Annotated in this window: 16 protein-coding genes; 12 read left to right on the top strand and 4 right to left on the bottom strand. The window is 53.1% G+C overall.

Features of this window, described 5'->3' with window-relative positions; all coding sequences use genetic code 11:
* Window positions 1-28: 28 nt before the first annotated feature.
* Entirely contained in the window at window positions 29-2575 is a 2547-nt protein-coding gene (cyaA, locus tag J4614_RS20520) for a class I adenylate cyclase (protein WP_000281719.1), read from the top strand.
* A 77-nt stretch (window positions 2576-2652) separates the two neighbouring features.
* Here the strand turns inward: cyaA and cyaY are convergent, their stop codons facing one another.
* Window positions 2653-2973: an iron donor protein CyaY gene (gene cyaY / locus J4614_RS20515; RefSeq protein ID WP_000999917.1), complete on the bottom strand. Its 321-nt coding sequence runs from the start codon at window positions 2971-2973 to the stop codon at window positions 2653-2655.
* 138 nt (window positions 2974-3111) lie between these two features.
* On the opposite strand from cyaY, the gene J4614_RS20510 reads away from it, so the two are divergent.
* The 8 genes from J4614_RS20510 (at window position 3112) to corA (ending at window position 10215) form a co-directional block, all read left to right on the top strand.
* A complete protein-coding gene (locus tag J4614_RS20510; RefSeq protein ID WP_000799903.1) occupies window positions 3112-3315 on the top strand; it encodes a lipoprotein in 204 nt (67 codons plus the stop codon).
* A 36-nt stretch (window positions 3316-3351) separates the two neighbouring features.
* A complete protein-coding gene (dapF, locus tag J4614_RS20505; RefSeq protein ID WP_001160671.1) occupies window positions 3352-4176 on the top strand; it encodes a diaminopimelate epimerase in 825 nt (274 codons plus the stop codon).
* Window positions 4173-4880, top strand: coding sequence for a DUF484 domain-containing protein (locus J4614_RS20500; protein WP_000812760.1), 708 nt, complete (start codon window positions 4173-4175; stop codon window positions 4878-4880). The genes dapF and J4614_RS20500 overlap by 4 nt, the downstream gene beginning before the upstream one ends.
* Window positions 4877-5779: a tyrosine recombinase XerC gene (xerC, locus tag J4614_RS20495; RefSeq protein WP_000132872.1), complete on the top strand. Its 903-nt coding sequence runs from the start codon at window positions 4877-4879 to the stop codon at window positions 5777-5779. The genes J4614_RS20500 and xerC overlap by 4 nt, the downstream gene beginning before the upstream one ends.
* Window positions 5779-6495, top strand: coding sequence for a 5-amino-6-(5-phospho-D-ribitylamino)uracil phosphatase YigB (yigB, locus tag J4614_RS20490; RefSeq protein WP_001213560.1), 717 nt, complete (start codon window positions 5779-5781; stop codon window positions 6493-6495). The genes xerC and yigB overlap by 1 nt, the downstream gene beginning before the upstream one ends.
* Before the next feature lie 135 nt (window positions 6496-6630).
* The gene (gene uvrD, locus J4614_RS20485) at window positions 6631-8793 is read left to right on the top strand and encodes a DNA helicase II (RefSeq protein WP_000383439.1); all 2163 of its coding nucleotides are present in this window, start codon (window positions 6631-6633) and stop codon (window positions 8791-8793) included.
* Between the two features lie 259 nt (window positions 8794-9052).
* Complete coding sequence (ysgD, locus tag J4614_RS22215) at window positions 9053-9109, top strand: YsgD/CorL family protein (protein WP_212723238.1); 57 nt, start codon at window positions 9053-9055, stop codon at window positions 9107-9109.
* Window positions 9110-9264: 155 nt separating this feature from the next.
* The gene (gene corA / locus J4614_RS20480; protein ID WP_000947139.1) at window positions 9265-10215 is read left to right on the top strand and encodes a magnesium/cobalt transporter CorA; all 951 of its coding nucleotides are present in this window, start codon (window positions 9265-9267) and stop codon (window positions 10213-10215) included.
* A 47-nt stretch (window positions 10216-10262) separates the two neighbouring features.
* Here corA and J4614_RS20475 read toward each other — a convergent pair whose 3' ends face one another.
* A complete protein-coding gene (locus J4614_RS20475; protein ID WP_000619299.1) occupies window positions 10263-10643 on the bottom strand; it encodes a hypothetical protein in 381 nt (126 codons plus the stop codon).
* 174 nt (window positions 10644-10817) lie between these two features.
* Between J4614_RS20475 and J4614_RS20470 the strand changes: the two genes are divergently transcribed.
* Window positions 10818-11114 carry a hypothetical protein gene (locus tag J4614_RS20470; RefSeq protein ID WP_001156607.1) on the top strand — a complete coding sequence of 99 codons (297 nt, stop codon included), beginning with the start codon at window positions 10818-10820 and terminating at the stop codon, window positions 11112-11114.
* Between the two features lie 39 nt (window positions 11115-11153).
* Here the strand turns inward: J4614_RS20470 and rarD are convergent, their stop codons facing one another.
* The gene (gene rarD, locus J4614_RS20465) at window positions 11154-12041 is read right to left on the bottom strand and encodes an EamA family transporter RarD (RefSeq protein ID WP_000339081.1); all 888 of its coding nucleotides are present in this window, start codon (window positions 12039-12041) and stop codon (window positions 11154-11156) included.
* Between the two features lie 43 nt (window positions 12042-12084).
* A complete protein-coding gene (gene yigI, locus J4614_RS20460) occupies window positions 12085-12552 on the bottom strand; it encodes an acyl-CoA thioesterase YigI (RefSeq protein ID WP_001277140.1) in 468 nt (155 codons plus the stop codon).
* Between the two features lie 164 nt (window positions 12553-12716).
* Here yigI and pldA point away from each other — a divergent pair, with 164 nt between their 5' ends.
* Window positions 12717-13586 carry a phospholipase A gene (pldA, locus tag J4614_RS20455; RefSeq protein WP_001201692.1) on the top strand — a complete coding sequence of 290 codons (870 nt, stop codon included), beginning with the start codon at window positions 12717-12719 and terminating at the stop codon, window positions 13584-13586.
* 83 nt (window positions 13587-13669) lie between these two features.
* Complete coding sequence (recQ, locus tag J4614_RS20450; protein ID WP_001533487.1) at window positions 13670-15499, top strand: ATP-dependent DNA helicase RecQ; 1830 nt, start codon at window positions 13670-13672, stop codon at window positions 15497-15499.
* The last annotated feature ends 30 nt before the right edge of the window (window positions 15500-15529 follow it).

The following is a 15529-nucleotide window of genomic DNA, read 5'->3' as shown; positions in this document are numbered from 1 at the left end:
GACGGGTAGCAACATCAGGCGATACGTCTTGTACCTCTATATTGAGACTCTGAAACAGAGACTGGATGCCATAAATCAACTGCGTGTGGATCGCGCGCTTGCTGCCATGGGACCCGCTTTTCAGCAGGTTTACAGTCTTCTGCCGACATTATTGCACTATCACCATCCACTGATGCCGGGTTACCTTGATGGTAACGTTCCCAGCGGTATTTGCTTCTACACGCCTGATGAAACCCAACGCCACTATCTGAACGAACTTGAGCTGTACCGCGGTATGACGCCGCAGGACCCGCCGAAGGGCGAGCTGCCGATTACCGGTGTTTACACCATGGGCAGCACCTCCTCGGTCGGGCAGAGCTGCTCGTCCGACCTGGATATCTGGGTGTGCCATCAGTCCTGGCTCGACGGTGAAGAGCGTCAGTTGCTGCAACGTAAGTGTAGCCTGCTGGAAAGCTGGGCCGCCTCGCTTGGCGTTGAGGTGAGCTTCTTCCTGATCGACGAGAACCGTTTCCGCCATAACGAAAGCGGCAGTCTGGGCGGGGAAGACTGTGGTTCTACGCAGCATATCCTGTTGCTTGATGAGTTTTATCGTACCGCTGTGCGCCTGGCCGGGAAGCGTATCCTGTGGAGTATGGTGCCGTGCGACGAAGAAGAGCATTACGACGACTATGTCATGACGCTCTACGCGCAGGGCGTATTAACGCCAAATGAATGGCTGGATCTGGGGGGCTTAAGCTCGCTCTCCGCCGAAGAGTACTTTGGCGCCAGCCTGTGGCAGCTATACAAGAGCATTGACTCGCCGTACAAAGCGGTGCTGAAAACGCTGCTGCTGGAAGCCTACTCATGGGAATATCCCAACCCACGTCTGCTGGCGAAAGATATTAAACAACGTCTGCATGACGGTGAAATCGTATCGTTTGGACTCGATCCCTACTGCATGATGCTGGAACGGGTCACTGAATACCTGACGGCGATTGAAGATCCGACGCGGCTGGATTTAGTCCGCCGCTGCTTTTACCTGAAAGTGTGCGAGAAATTAAGTCGCGAGCGTGCCTGCGTAGGCTGGCGTCGGGAAGTATTAAGCCAGTTAGTCAGCGAGTGGGGATGGGACGACGCGCGTCTGACCATGCTCGATAATCGCGCAAACTGGAAAATCGATCAGGTGCGCGAAGCCCACAACGAATTGCTCGACGCAATGATGCAGAGCTATCGTAATCTGATTCGCTTTGCGCGGCGCAACAACCTCAGCGTGAGCGCCAGCCCGCAGGATATCGGCGTACTGACGCGTAAGCTGTACGCCGCTTTTGAAGCGTTGCCGGGTAAAGTCACGCTGGTGAACCCGCAGATATCGCCGGATCTGTCCGAGCCGAATTTAACCTTTATCCATGTGCCGCCGGGACGCGCCAACCGTTCAGGCTGGTATCTCTACAACCGCGCGCCGAACATGGATTCTATCATCAGCCATCAGCCGCTGGAATATAACCGTTATCTTAATAAGCTGGTCGCGTGGGCGTGGTTCAACGGCCTGCTGACGTCGCGAACGCATCTGTTTATTAAGGGCAACGGTATTGTCGACCTGCCTAAGTTACAGGAGATGGTCGCCGATGTTTCGCACCATTTCCCGCTGCGCTTGCCTGCTCCGACGCCGAAAGCGCTCTACAGCCCCTGTGAAATTCGCCATCTGGCGATTATCGTTAACCTCGAATATGACCCGACGGCGGCGTTTCGCAATAAAGTGGTCCATTTTGACTTCCGTAAGCTGGACGTTTTCAGCTTTGGCGAAGAGCAAAACTGTCTGATAGGCAGTATCGACTTGTTATATCGCAACTCGTGGAATGAAGTGCGTACTCTGCACTTTAACGGCGAGCAGGCGATGATCGAAGCGCTGAAAACGATTCTGGGGAAAATGCACCAGGATGCCGCGCCGCCGGATAGCGTGGAGGTGTTCTGCTACAGTCAGCATCTTCGCGGTCTGATTCGCACCCGCGTGCAGCAACTGGTCTCCGAATGTATCGAGCTACGTCTTTCCAGCACCCGTCAGGAGACCGGTCGATTCAAGGCGCTGCGGGTTTCCGGGCAGACGTGGGGACTATTCTTCGAACGCTTGAATGTCTCGGTGCAGAAGCTGGAGAACGCTATCGAATTCTACGGCGCGATTTCGCATAACAAGCTGCACGGGCTGTCGGTACAGGTGGAAACCAACCAGGTGAAATTGCCGTCAGTGGTGGATGGCTTCGCCAGCGAAGGGATTATCCAGTTCTTCTTTGAAGAAACGGGCGATGAGAAAGGCTTTAATATTTATATTCTGGATGAAAGTAACCGGGCGGAAGTGTATCACCACTGCGAAGGTAGCAAGGAAGAACTGGTGCGCGACGTCAGCCGCTTCTATTCGTCATCGCACGATCGCTTCACGTATGGCTCCAGTTTTATCAACTTTAACCTGCCGCAGTTCTACCAGATAGTGAAAACTGATGGCCGCGAGCAGGTGATCCCATTCCGTACGCAGCCTATCAACACCGTGCCGCCAGCAAACCAGGATCATGACGCGCCGCTATTGCAGCAGTATTTTTCCTGAGGATTTTTGCCCGGTGGCGGCTACGCCTTACCGGGCCTACAGTAAGCCGGATAAGAAAAGCGCATCCGGCAAATAAATCAACGGAAGCTCACCGCTTCACCTGCCTGCTGTGTCGCCGCCTGCTCCAGCAGATCCCAGAAGGTTTCGCCGCTGCGATCGCAAATCCACTCGTCGCCTTTCAGGTCAAAGTGATAGCCGCCCTGTTTGGTCGCCAGCCATACCTGATGCAGCGGTTCCTGACGGTTAATAATGATTTTACTGCCGTTCTCAAAGCTGAGGGTCAGCACGCCGCCGTTGATTTCGCAGTCGATATCGCTGTCGCCGTCCCAGTTATCGAGGTGTTCTTCAATGGTGAGCCACAGGGCGTCAGCCAGGCGATGAAATTCACTGTCGTTCATTGTCGTTTCCCGTTTTTTCGTGATGGCGGCAGTATAACCTGGAACAAAAGGCGTTGCAGTTTACCGCCAAACGCTTGCTTTTACGCCTTCTCCTGCGATGATAGAAAATAGAAAGCATGAACTTACAGGCAATCCATAATGAAAAACGTGTTTAAGACACTCGCTGTACTTCTGACTCTGTTCAGCCTGACGGGCTGCGGTTTGAAAGGGCCGCTTTATTTCCCGCCAGCCGATAAAAATGCGCCGCCGCCGACGAAAAAAGTCGATTCGCAAACGCAGTCCACGATGCCCGATAAGAACGATCGCGCAACGGGAGATGGCCCGTCCCAGGTCAATTACTGAGGATAGTTTTCTGTCCCCGCGTGAACGGAGTGAATGATGCAATTCTCTAAAATGCATGGCCTTGGCAACGATTTTATGGTCGTCGACGCGGTAACGCAGAATGTCTTTTTTTCGCCGGAACTGATTCGTCGGCTATCCGACAGACACCTGGGCGTAGGGTTCGATCAGCTGCTGGTGGTTGAGCCGCCCTATGATCCTGAGTTGGACTTTCATTACCGCATCTTCAACGCCGACGGCAGTGAAGTCTCGCAGTGCGGCAATGGCGCGCGCTGTTTCGCGCGATTTGTTCGCCTGAAAGGGCTAACCAATAAACGCGACATTCGGGTCAGTACCGCGAATGGCCGGATGGTACTGAGCGTCACGGAAGATGAACTGGTGCGGGTGAATATGGGGGAGCCAAACTTTGAACCCGCGCAGGTGCCTTTTCGCGCCAACAAAGCGGAAAAGACGTATATTATGCGAGCGGCGGAACAGACCATACTGTGCGGCGTGGTTTCAATGGGCAATCCGCACTGTGTCATTCAGGTTGATAACGTCGACACGGCGGCCGTTGAAACACTGGGGCCGGTTCTGGAAAGCCATGAGCGTTTTCCGGAACGTGCCAACATTGGTTTTATGCAGGTTGTAAGACGTGAGCATATCCGGCTGCGAGTCTATGAACGCGGCGCAGGGGAGACCCGTGCGTGCGGCAGCGGCGCGTGCGCTGCCGTTGCCGTGGGGATTCAGCAGGGGCTGCTGGCTGAAGAAGTACGCGTGGAATTACCGGGCGGTCGGCTGGATATCGCCTGGAAAGGTCCGGGTCATCCGTTATACATGACTGGTCCGGCGGCACATATCTACGACGGATTTATCCATTTATGAAGCAACCAGAGGAAGAACTACAGGAAACGCTCACGGAACTGGACGATCGAGCGGTCGTCGATTACCTGCGCCACCACCCTGAGTTTTTTATCCGTAACGCCCATGCCGTGGAAGCGATGCGTGTTCCACATCCCGTGCGGGGAACGGTTTCGCTCGTTGAGTGGCATATGGCCCGCGCGCGTAATCACATCAATGTGCTTGAAGAAAATATGACGCTGCTGATGGAACAGGCTCATGCCAATGAAAGCCTGTTTTATCGCTTGCTGCATCTGCAAAGCCGTCTGGTCGCCGCGGATAGTCTGGATGAGATGCTGATGCGGTTTCACCGCTGGGCGCGCGATTTGGGGCTTGCCGGCGCGACGCTGCGTTTGTTCCCGGATCGGTGGCGTCTTGGCGCGCCATCGCGCTATACGCATCTGGCTTTAAACCGTCAGGCCTTCGAGCCGCTGCGTATTCAACGACTGGGACAGTCGCAGCATTATCTTGGCCCGCTAAACGGCCCGGAACTGCTGGTGGTCTTGCCGGAGGCGAAAGCTGTAGGCTCGGTAGCTATGTCGATGATGGGCAGCGATGGCGACCTCGGGGTGATTCTCTTCAGCAGCCGTGACCCGCACCACTATCAGCCGGGGCAGGGGACGCAGCTTTTACAGGAGATCGCGCTGATGCTGCCGGAGCTGCTGGAACGCTGGATTAAACGCGTATGACGGATGTCGCGCTTTCTCAGGATGTCTCGCGGTTCCTGCGCTATTTAGGCGTGGAGCGCCAGCTTAGCCCCATTACCCTGCTGAACTACCAGCGTCAGCTTGATGCCATTATCGCTTTAGCCGGAGAAGCCGGGCTGAAAAGCTGGCAACAATGTGACGCTGCGATTGTGCGCAGTTTTGCGGTGCGCAGTCGGCGCAAAGGGCTTGGCCCTGCCAGTCTGGCGCTACGTCTCTCGGCATTGCGAAGCTTTTTTGACTGGTTAGTCAGTCAGGGCGAATTGAAAGCTAACCCGGCGAAGGGCGTCTCCGCACCGAAAGCGCCGCGTCATCTGCCGAAAAATATTGATGTCGACGACGTTAACCGCCTGCTGGACATCGATCTTAACGATCCGCTCGCCGTACGTGATCGGGCGATGCTGGAGGTCATGTACGGCGCGGGACTGCGTTTATCCGAACTGGTTGGCCTGGATATAAAGCACCTCGATCTCGATACCGGCGAAGTGTGGGTAATGGGTAAAGGCAGCAAAGAGCGACGCCTGCCGATTGGCCGTAACGCGGTGACATGGATTGAGCACTGGCTGGATCTGCGCGGACTGTTCGCCAGCGATGAAGAGGCGTTATTCCTGTCGAAGCTCGGCAAGCGTATCTCCGCGCGCAATGTCCAAAAACGGTTCGCTGAATGGGGCATAAAGCAGGGGCTAAACAGCCACGTGCATCCACATAAGCTGCGCCATTCGTTTGCGACCCATATGCTGGAATCGAGCGGCGATCTGCGCGGCGTGCAAGAGCTGCTGGGTCATGCCAACCTTTCCACCACCCAAATTTATACTCATCTTGATTTTCAACATCTTGCTTCAGTGTACGACGCGGCGCATCCGCGCGCTAAACGGGGGAAATAATGCGTTTTTACCGGCCTTTGGGGCGTATTGCCGCGCTCACCTTTGACCTGGATGATACCCTTTATGATAACCGTCCGGTGATTTTGCGTACTGAGCAGGAAGCGCTCGCTTTTATGCAAAATTATCACCCGTCTCTACGTTCGTTTCAAAACGTCGATTTACAGCGGATACGGCAGGCGGTGCGTGAAGCGGAGCCGGAAATCTATCATGATGTTACCCGCTGGCGCCATCGTGCGATAGAGCAGGCCATGCGGGATGCGGGATTATCGGCGCAGGAGGCCATTGCCGGCGCGAATGCGGCGATGATGCATTTTGCCAAATGGCGCAGCCAGATTGAGGTTCCGCAGGCTACCCATGAGACGTTACAGCAGCTTGCGAAAAAATGGCCGCTGGTGGCGATCACTAACGGCAACGCCCAGCCGGAACTGTTTGGCCTCGGCGATTACTTTAAGTTTGTACTGCGCGCTGGCCCGGATGGACGTTCCAAGCCGTTTAGCGACATGTATTTCCTGGCGGCGGAAAAGCTGCATGTGCCGATCGGCGAGATCCTGCATGTCGGCGACGATCTGACTACCGATGTGGCTGGCGCTATTCGCTGTGGGATGCAGGCCTGCTGGATTAAACCTGAAAATGCCGACCTGATGCGGACGCAGGACAGCCGTTTACTGCCGCATATCGAAATTTCGCGGTTGGCATCTCTCACCTCGCTGATATAATCACCAGTAGTTCTGTATAAATTCCCAGTTATTCTGGCGGATGGCGTTATGCTTATTCGCCCTACGATAAGTAGCCCCGGTAAGCGAAGCGCCACCGGGCGTTTTTAGTTTTCATGTTTTTACGCGGCGGTGCCAATGGACGTTTCTTACCTGCTCGACAGCCTTAATGATAAACAGCGCGAAGCGGTGGCCGCGCCACGTAGCAACATGCTGGTGTTGGCGGGCGCGGGAAGCGGGAAAACCCGCGTGCTGGTGCACCGTATCGCCTGGTTACTGAGCGTAGAAAACAACTCGCCATATTCCATCATGGCGGTGACCTTTACCAACAAAGCGGCGGCGGAAATGCGCCATCGTATTGGCCAGTTGATGGGGACCAGCCAGGGTGGAATGTGGGTAGGGACGTTCCACGGTCTGGCGCACCGCCTGCTGCGCGCGCATCATATGGACGCTAATTTGCCGCAGGATTTCCAGATTCTCGACAGCGAAGATCAGATGCGTTTGCTTAAACGCCTGATTAAGGCGATGAATCTTGATGAGAAGCAGTGGCCGCCTCGTCAGGCGATGTGGTACATCAATAGCCAGAAAGACGAAGGGCTACGCCCGCACCATATCCAAAGCTATGGCAACCCGGTGGAGCAGACCTGGCAGAAGGTGTATCAGGCCTATCAGGAAGCGTGCGATCGCGCTGGTCTGGTGGATTTCGCCGAGCTACTGCTGCGCGCTCATGAACTATGGCTGAACAAGCCGCACATCCTGCAACACTATCGCGAGCGGTTTACTAACATCCTGGTGGACGAATTCCAGGATACCAACAACATTCAGTACGCCTGGGTTCGTCTGCTGGCGGGCGATACCGGTAAAGTGATGATCGTTGGCGACGATGACCAGTCGATCTACGGCTGGCGCGGGGCCCAGGTAGAGAACATCCAGCGCTTCCTCAATGATTTCCCCGGCGCGCAGACCATTCGTCTGGAGCAGAATTACCGCTCGACCAGCAACATCCTTAGCGCGGCGAACGCTCTGATTGAGAATAACAATGGGCGTTTGGGTAAAAAACTGTGGACTGATGGCGTTGATGGCGAACCGATATCGCTGTACTGCGCTTTCAACGAACTGGATGAAGCGCGCTTTGTGGTTAACCGTATCAAAACCTGGCAGGACAACGGCGGCGCGCTTGCGCAATGCGCCATCCTTTATCGCAGCAACGCCCAGTCGCGCGTGCTGGAAGAAGCGTTATTACAGGCCAGCATGCCGTACCGCATTTATGGCGGTATGCGCTTCTTCGAACGTCAGGAGATCAAAGATGCGCTCTCTTATCTGCGTTTGATTGCCAATCGCAACGATGATGCCGCCTTTGAACGCGTGGTGAATACCCCAACGCGCGGTATCGGCGACCGCACGCTGGACGTGGTGCGCCAGACCTCGCGCGATCGCCAGCTAACATTGTGGCAGGCGTGCCGTGAATTGTTACAGGAAAAAGCCCTGGCCGGGCGTGCGGCCAGCGCGCTACAACGCTTTATGGAACTGATTGACGCTCTGGCGCAGGAAACCGCCGACATGCCGCTGCATGTGCAGACTGACCGGGTGATCAAAGATTCCGGCCTGCGCACCATGTATGAGCAAGAAAAAGGCGAGAAAGGCCAGACGCGCATCGAAAACTTAGAGGAACTGGTGACGGCGACGCGCCAGTTCAGCTACAACGAAGAAGACGAAGATTTAATGCCGCTGCAGGCGTTTTTGTCTCATGCGGCGCTGGAAGCCGGGGAAGGTCAGGCCGATAGCTGGCAGGATGCGGTACAGCTGATGACCCTGCACTCGGCCAAAGGTCTGGAGTTCCCGCAGGTGTTTATCGTCGGGATGGAAGAGGGGATGTTCCCCAGCCAGATGTCGCTGGATGAGGGCGGGCGTTTGGAAGAGGAGCGTCGTCTGGCCTACGTCGGCGTTACCCGTGCCATGCAGAAACTGACGCTAACCTATGCCGAAACTCGCCGTCTGTATGGTAAAGAGGTTTATCATCGCCCGTCGCGTTTCATCGGCGAGTTGCCGGAGGAGTGCGTGGAAGAGGTCCGTCTGCGCGCCACCGTCAGTCGTCCGGTGAGCCATCAACGAATGGGAACGCCGCTGGCGGAAAACGACACAGGCTACAAACTCGGCCAACGCGTGCGCCATGCGAAGTTCGGCGAGGGAACTATTGTCAACCTGGAGGGCAGCGGCGAGCATAGCCGGTTGCAGGTGGCTTTTCAGGGGCAAGGGATCAAATGGCTGGTTGCCGCGTATGCGAAGCTGGAAACGGTTTGACCGGCTCTCATATTGCCGGGTGGCACCTCTTATCCGGCCTACGCGCTGGCTAACATTTTGATTTGTAGGCCGGATAAGGCGAAGCCGCCATCCGGCGATATATTGATGTTAATATTCTGAAATCATAGATAAATACTCTCACTCTGCTAACCTTTCTGCATAAGGGGAAATTATTGCTTTTTCGCGTTTCGTTGCGTGTTGACGGCAAATTTTTGCTGGCGTAACATGCGCCCACGATTACGCTAAGAGGACATTCGCCTTGGACACACCCAGTAGATACTGGCTCATTATCCTGTCATCCAGGATCAACTCCTAAGGCTATCCCTTTTTGCTGATAGCCTTAGCGGTTGTCAGCGACCTTTCATTTTTTCCCGTCGCGTTGAGTCAGGCTGTTTAATGGTCTGAAACCCAATTTGTTTCTGTGTGCCCATCTGAACTGTCCGATATTTTTACGCATTGGGAGTCCCGGTCATGCTGAGCGCATTTCAACTGGAAAAAAACCGACTGACCCGGCTGGAAGTCGAGGAGTCACAAAGCCTGATTGATGCCGTATGGGTCGATTTGGTCGAACCGGACGACGACGAGCGATTGCGCGTACAATCTGAGCTGGGCCAGAGTCTGGCGACGCGTCCTGAACTGGAAGATATCGAAGCATCCGCGCGCTTCTTTGAAGACGAAGACGGATTGCATATCCACTCCTTCTTCTTCTTCGAAGATGCGGAAGATCATGCCGGTAACTCTACGGTGGCATTCACTATTCGCGATGGCCGTCTGTTTACGCTGCGTGAACGCGAACTGCCCGCCTTCCGTCTGTATCGTATGCGCGCCCGCAGCCAGGCGATGGTCGACGGTAATGCATACGAATTACTGCTCGATCTGTTCGAAACCAAAATTGAACAGTTAGCGGATGAAATCGAAAACATCTACAGCGATCTGGAAAAACTGAGCCGCGTCATTATGGAAGGGCATCAGGGCGATGAATACGACGAAGCGCTCTCCACGCTGGCGGAACTGGAAGATATCGGCTGGAAGGTACGCCTGTGTCTGATGGATACCCAACGCGCGCTGAACTTCCTGGTGCGCAAGGCGCGCTTACCGGGCGGACAGCTGGAGCAGGCGCGTGAGATCCTGCGCGATATCGAATCTCTGCTGCCGCACAATGAATCGCTGTTCCAGAAGGTGAACTTCCTGATGCAGGCGGCGATGGGTTTCATCAACATTGAGCAGAACCGCATTATCAAAATCTTCTCGGTGGTTTCCGTGGTGTTCCTGCCGCCGACGCTGGTCGCTTCCAGCTATGGGATGAACTTCGAGTTTATGCCGGAACTGAAGTGGAGCTTTGGTTATCCAGGCGCGATTATCTTTATGATTCTGGCGGGGCTTGCGCCGTATCTGTACTTTAAGCGCAAGAACTGGCTGTAAAATCAACGGACTGGCGATTTAACCGCCAGTCCGTTGGAAGTTCTTCATCATGAGGAAAGTTCTTGTTTTGAAGAAGCGATGAAAGATAGCAGTAGTGTTGTGAGTATTACCCAGGCAATATTGAGTTGTATACCAATATTATCGCAATCAGCCCCATTGAGTGCGACACTGACTGTACAGAAGACATTTACACCTATAGACAATGCGATGAAATAAAGTGCCCTGCAACCTGAATCTCTGATTCTCTTCGCGCCAATATTAATATGGATATAGGTATTGACAATAATAAATATTAAATCAAGATATTGGTTTTTAGGCATTATAGTAAATAATATTATCCATGATGATAATGTATAAATAACAAACTTTGCTCGCTTCAATGTATCCTTGGGGGAAGGCTGAAAAATATCTTTAATAATCCTAATCATATTATTTTTTCCATATTGATAACCAACTTCAGGTCTCACATGTAAATATATCACACTGAATTTTCTAATGACAGTAATGGTAAATAATGGCATGATAATTACGTTGCACAGCAATAGATAATAATTAAATATATTATCTGGTAATTAACAATTTCAATGAATGGATTTCATAAAATGCAAGAGAAAAATTTCTGGCAAGTTTATTTTGGTAAAGACCCTTTTTCTAAAGCCGAATTCATTAAAGCCTGGATTGGATGGTGGGTGATTGCTATTGTCCTGCTCGTTGTACTGTCGATTTGTACTTCATTAAATTTGAGGGGGATTGGAATAGCGTTGGGATTCGGCTTTTGCCAGATCCATGCCCGTTATTTAACGTTTGTTGGTTGGAATAAGTTTATTGGTGTGTTGGGCGTGTTTCCAGTAACAAATATTATATTATTTATTGTATTGCTATTTACTAAAAAGAAATAACATAAAATGGCAGCCAGATAATAGCTGCCATTTTATTATTTAATGCTTACGCCGTTGCGTATAAATCGCATCCATCACGAAAATCGCCAGCGCGACCCAGATAAACGCAAATGTCACCATCTTATCCGCGCCCGGCACTTCGCCATAAAACGTCACCGCCAGTAAAAACATCAGCGTTGGGCCGATATACTGGAAAAAGCCCAGTGTAGAAAGACGCAGACGCGTAGCCGCTCCGGTGAAGCATAGCAGCGGAATCGTAGTGACCACACCCGCCGCCATTAACAGCAAGTTCAACGATAGTGCGTTTTGCCCCATATGGCTGGTAGGGCTATCGGCGATGCCAAACAGATAAATCGCGGCGACCGGCAACAGCCATAGCGTTTCGACCAGCATACCCGTCTGCGCTTCAACGGCGATCTTCTTACGCACCAGGCCGTAAAACGCAAAACTAAACGCCAGCCCCAGCGCGATAATCGGCAGTGAACCAAACGTCCACAGTTGCACCAGCACGCCGCACACCGCCAGAATCACCGCCAGCCACTGCATTCGACGGAAGCGTTCGCCAAGAAAAATCATCCCCAGCAAGATGTTAACCAGCGGATTAATGAAATAACCCAGACTGGCCTCCAGCATATGGTGATTATTTACCGCCCAAATGAACAATAGCCAGTTACCGCCGACCAGTACGGCGGACAGGGCCAGCAGGAAAATCTTCTTTGGCGTTTTCAGTAAACGCTTAACCTGTCGCCACTGCCGGCTGACGCTAAGCAGCGCCACCATAAAGAAAAATGACCAAATCACGCGGTGCGTCAGGATCTCATCTGCGGGAACGTAATAGATCAGCTTGAAATACGCGGGGGCGATCCCCCAAATAAAATAGGCGGCAAGAGCGAGTAATACGCCCTGCCGTGTTTGTTTTGCGTCCATCCGGAAAACTCGTATCTGAAGTGTAACAACAGTTTACCTGCTTTTATCCCACCATATAAGTAGCGGTGGCGCTGGCGATGTACAGCTGATCTTCATTGTGTAATTCCACGCGGGCGACGGCCACTTTATTCCCTGCGCGCAGCAGGCTACTGGTGGCCGTAAAGCGGTTGCCTCTGCCCGGACGCAGGTAATCAACGCGCAGGTCAATCGTTCCCATCCGCGACAGGCGCTGGCGTAGTTCATCTTCGCTGATGGTTTCGTGGCGAGTTAGCGTGCTGCCGACGCATACCAGTCCGGCGGCGACATCCAGCGCAGAGGCGATCACGCCGCCGTGTAAAATGCTTTGCGCCCAGTTGCCGACCATCATCGGCTGGTTGTTGAAGGCCAGTTGGGCGAACGCTTTTTCATAGCGTACCAGCTCCAGCCCTAACGCCCGATTAAACGGCATGTGGTAGACAAACATTTCACCCACTAATTTCAGAGCTTGTTCAGCGGTAAGTACAGCGGACATAGATTCCTGACACTCCATTGGTTAATGAAATGTTGATATTATGCTTCTTAATTGTTGTTTTCTACTTTAAGAAGGGATAACTAACGGCTATGTGTGTAAATATGTAAAAATGGTTGGCAGAGAATGATTCAAGCTGAAAATACTTCGTCAGGAGAACGTCAAGAATGCGGGCGATTTTGAGAGGGTTGTTGCCAGCCACGCTACTGCCATTAGCGGCATATGCACAAGAAGCTACGATAAAAGAGGTTCATGATGCGCCTGCAGTACGGGGAAGTATCATCGCTAACATGCTACAGGAGCATGATAACCCTTTTACGCTTTACCCTTATGACACGAACTACTTGATCTACACGAACACCAGCGATCTGAACAAAGAGGCCATAAGTACCTACAACTGGTCTGAAAACGCACGTAAAGATGAAGTGAAATTTCAGTTGAGCCTGGCGTTTCCGCTGTGGCGCGGAATACTGGGGCCGAACTCGGTACTGGGCGCTTCCTATACGCAGAAATCCTGGTGGCAGCTTTCCAACAGTAAAGAGTCTTCGCCGTTTCGCGAAACCAACTACGAACCGCAGCTTTTTCTTGGTTTTGCTACCGATTATCGCTTTGCCGGCTGGACACTGCGCGACGTAGAGATGGGCTACAACCATGACTCTAACGGACGTTCGGACCCCACCTCGCGTAGCTGGAACCGTCTGTATACCCGTCTGATGGCCGAAAACGGTAACTGGCTGGTAGAGGTTAAACCGTGGTACGTGATTGGCAGTACCGACGATAATCCGGACATCACCAAATATATGGGTTATTACCAGCTTAAAATCGGTTATCACCTGGGCGAGGCGGTATTAAGCGCCAAAGGCCAGTACAACTGGAATACAGGCTACGGCGGCGCGGAAGTTGGATTAAGCTATCCGGTCACTAAACATGTCCGGCTTTATACCCAGGTGTACAGCGGCTATGGCGAATCGCTGATCGACTATAATTTTAATCAGACACGTGTCGGCGTCGGCGTGATGCTTAACGATATCTTCTGATTGGATTGTGTTTTAAACATTGCAGTTTCTCTCGCAGGCGCTGAAAATAGCGCCTGTTTTGATTTATGGTGAACGGGGTTAATGTGGCGCAGGCGGAAGTGTTGAATCTGGAATCAGGGGCCAAACAGGTTTTGCAGGAAACCTTTGGCTACCAACAGTTTCGCCCGGGCCAGGAAGCGATTATTGATACTGCGCTCTCCGGTCGCGACTGTCTGGTCGTCATGCCCACCGGCGGCGGCAAATCTCTGTGCTATCAAATCCCGGCGTTGTTGCTGGACGGATTGACCGTCGTCGTTTCGCCCCTGATCTCGTTGATGAAAGACCAGGTCGATCAGCTACTGGCGAACGGGGTGGCGGCGGCCTGTCTGAATTCCACTCAAAGCCGCGAGCAGCAGCTTGAGGTGATGGCGGGGTGCCGTACCGGACAGATTCGTCTGCTGTATATTGCGCCGGAACGCCTGATGCTGGACAACTTTCTTGATCATCTGGCGCACTGGAATCCGGTATTGCTGGCGGTGGATGAAGCGCACTGTATTTCGCAATGGGGACATGATTTCCGTCCGGAATATGCGGCTCTCGGTCAGCTTCGCCAGCGTTTTCCCGCTTTGCCGTTTATGGCATTGACCGCCACCGCCGACGACACCACGCGCCAGGATATTATTCGTCTGCTTGGGCTTAACGATCCGTTAATCCAGATCAGTAGCTTTGACCGACCGAATATCCGCTACATGTTGATGGAGAAGTTTAAGCCGCTCGACCAGCTAATGCGCTATGTTCAGGAGCAACGCGGCAAATCGGGTATCATCTACTGCAACAGTCGGGCGAAAGTGGAAGATACCGCCGCGCGCTTGCAAAGTCGTGGCATTAGCGCGGCGGCCTATCATGCGGGGCTGGAAAACGCTATTCGCGCCGATGTGCAGGAAAAATTTCAGCGCGACGATCTGCAAATCGTGGTGGCGACCGTCGCTTTTGGAATGGGCATAAACAAACCTAACGTACGTTTCGTCGTGCATTTCGATATCCCGCGCAATATTGAATCCTACTATCAGGAAACGGGCCGCGCCGGGCGCGACGGACTGCCTGCGGAAGCCATGCTATTTTACGATCCGGCTGACATGGCCTGGCTACGTCGTTGTCTGGAAGAGAAACCAGCCGGACAGCTTCAGGATATTGAACGGCATAAACTGAATGCGATGGGCGCTTTTGCCGAAGCGCAAACCTGCCGACGCCTGGTATTGCTTAATTACTTTGGCGAAGGCCGACAAGAACCGTGCGGCAACTGCGATATCTGTCTTGATCCGCCCAAACAATATGATGGCTTAAACGATGCCCAGATTGCGCTTTCTACCATTGGTCGGGTTAACCAGCGTTTTGGCATGGGCTACGTTGTCGAGGTGATCCGCGGCGCGAATAACCAACGCATCCGCGATTTCGGTCATGACAAACTCAAGGTTTATGGCATGGGGCGCGAAAAGAGCCATGAGCACTGGGTGAGCGTGATTCGCCAGCTCATTCATCTGGGGCTGGTAATGCAAAATATTGCGCAGCACTCTGCATTACAGTTGACGGATGCCGCGCGTCCGGTACTCCGTGGAGACGTTCCGCTAAAGCTTGCGGTGCCGCGCATTGTCGCCCTCAAACCCCGCGTGATGCAGAAATCGTTCGGCGGTAATTACGATCGCAAATTGTTCGCTAAGTTGCGCAAGCTGCGTAAAGCTATCGCTGATGAAGAGAATATCCCGCCGTATGTGGTCTTTAACGACGCCACGTTGATAGAAATGGCGGAACAGATGCCGGTTTCCGCCAGCGAGATGTTAAGCGTTAACGGGGTTGGGATGCGCAAACTGGAGCGCTTCGGGAAAGAATTCATGGCGCTCATCCGCGCGCATGTCGATGGTGATGACGAAGAGTAGTCAGCCCGGCAAAAAAGTGCCAGGATGGTG

Source organism: Salmonella sp. 32031103-2018-00083-FB-01-SM-01, from assembly GCF_017571995.1.
Taxonomy (GTDB): Bacteria; Pseudomonadota; Gammaproteobacteria; order Enterobacterales; family Enterobacteriaceae; genus Salmonella; species Salmonella enterica.
The sequence above is the reverse complement of the archived record's forward strand: the minus strand, read 5'-3'. Positions and strand labels throughout refer to the sequence as shown.

What these genes read in the sequence shown, in the direction of transcription:
- yigB (WP_001213560.1), top strand. Translation starts at nt 5,779, where the DNA reads ATGCGTTTTTACCGGCCTTTGGGGCGTATTGCCGCGCTCACCTTTGAC.
- J4614_RS20510 (WP_000799903.1), top strand. Translation starts at nt 3,112, where the DNA reads ATGAAAAACGTGTTTAAGACACTCGCTGTACTTCTGACTCTGTTCAGC.
- rarD (WP_000339081.1), bottom strand. Translation starts at nt 12,041, where the DNA reads ATGGACGCAAAACAAACACGGCAGGGCGTATTACTCGCTCTTGCCGCC.
- pldA (WP_001201692.1), top strand. Translation starts at nt 12,717, where the DNA reads ATGCGGGCGATTTTGAGAGGGTTGTTGCCAGCCACGCTACTGCCATTA.
- J4614_RS20475 (WP_000619299.1), bottom strand. Translation starts at nt 10,643, where the DNA reads ATGATTAGGATTATTAAAGATATTTTTCAGCCTTCCCCCAAGGATACA.
- xerC (WP_000132872.1), top strand. Translation starts at nt 4,877, where the DNA reads ATGACGGATGTCGCGCTTTCTCAGGATGTCTCGCGGTTCCTGCGCTAT.
- cyaY (WP_000999917.1), bottom strand. Translation starts at nt 2,973, where the DNA reads ATGAACGACAGTGAATTTCATCGCCTGGCTGACGCCCTGTGGCTCACC.
- yigI (WP_001277140.1), bottom strand. Translation starts at nt 12,552, where the DNA reads ATGTCCGCTGTACTTACCGCTGAACAAGCTCTGAAATTAGTGGGTGAA.
- dapF (WP_001160671.1), top strand. Translation starts at nt 3,352, where the DNA reads ATGCAATTCTCTAAAATGCATGGCCTTGGCAACGATTTTATGGTCGTC.
- J4614_RS20470 (WP_001156607.1), top strand. Translation starts at nt 10,818, where the DNA reads ATGCAAGAGAAAAATTTCTGGCAAGTTTATTTTGGTAAAGACCCTTTT.
- uvrD (WP_000383439.1), top strand. Translation starts at nt 6,631, where the DNA reads ATGGACGTTTCTTACCTGCTCGACAGCCTTAATGATAAACAGCGCGAA.
- J4614_RS20500 (WP_000812760.1), top strand. Translation starts at nt 4,173, where the DNA reads ATGAAGCAACCAGAGGAAGAACTACAGGAAACGCTCACGGAACTGGAC.
- corA (WP_000947139.1), top strand. Translation starts at nt 9,265, where the DNA reads ATGCTGAGCGCATTTCAACTGGAAAAAAACCGACTGACCCGGCTGGAA.